Origin of the sequence: Prescottella equi (assembly GCF_002094305.1) — a bacterium.
GTDB classification, from domain to species: domain Bacteria; phylum Actinomycetota; class Actinomycetes; order Mycobacteriales; family Mycobacteriaceae; genus Prescottella; species Prescottella equi.
Window position 1 is genome coordinate 1 of record NZ_LWTX01000031.1, and the last position, 623, is coordinate 623.

Consider the following 623-nt stretch of genomic DNA (forward strand, 5'->3'; position numbering starts at 1 on the left):
GATCAGGCGGGGACGATGAGTCCGGTGGTCTGGGTGCGTGCCTTGGTGAAGCGGTCGGCGACGTCGGTCCAGTTGACGATGTTCCAGAAGGCGTTGACGTAGTCGCCCTTGACGTTCTGGTAGTCGAGGTAGAAGGCGTGTTCCCACATGTCGAGCATGAGCAGGGGGGTCAGGCCGATGCTGATGTTGCCCTGCTGGTCGTAGAGCTGGACGATGATCAGGCGCTGGCCGATGGAGTCCCAGGCGAGGATGGACCAGCCGGAGCCCTGGATGGCGTTGGCGTTGGCGGAGAAGTGGCTGCGGAAGGCGTCGAAGCTGCCGAACTGGTCGTCGATGGCGGCTGCGAGTTCGCCTTCGGGCTTGTCGCCGCCTTCGGGGGAAAGGTTGTTCCAGAACACGGAGTGGTTGGTGTGGCCGCCGAGGTGGAAGGCGAGGTTCTTCTCGTGCAGGTTGACCACGGGGGCGAGGGCGTCGGCTTCGCGGAGCTCGGCGAGCTTGTCGAGGGCGGTGTTGGCGCCGGCGACGTAGGCGGCGTGGTGCTTGTCGTGGTGGAGCTCCATGATCTTGCCGGAGATGTGGGGCTCGAGAGCGGCGTAGTCGTACGGCAGATCGGGCAGCGTGTA

General features: G+C 64.8%; 1 protein-coding gene. It reads right to left on the reverse strand.

Annotated features, from left to right (window positions below; all coding sequences use genetic code 11):
- Positions 1 to 2: 2 nt before the first annotated feature.
- A partial coding sequence (locus A6I89_RS24260; protein ID WP_064067011.1) for a superoxide dismutase occupies positions 3 to 623 on the reverse strand: 621 nt, incomplete at its 5' end.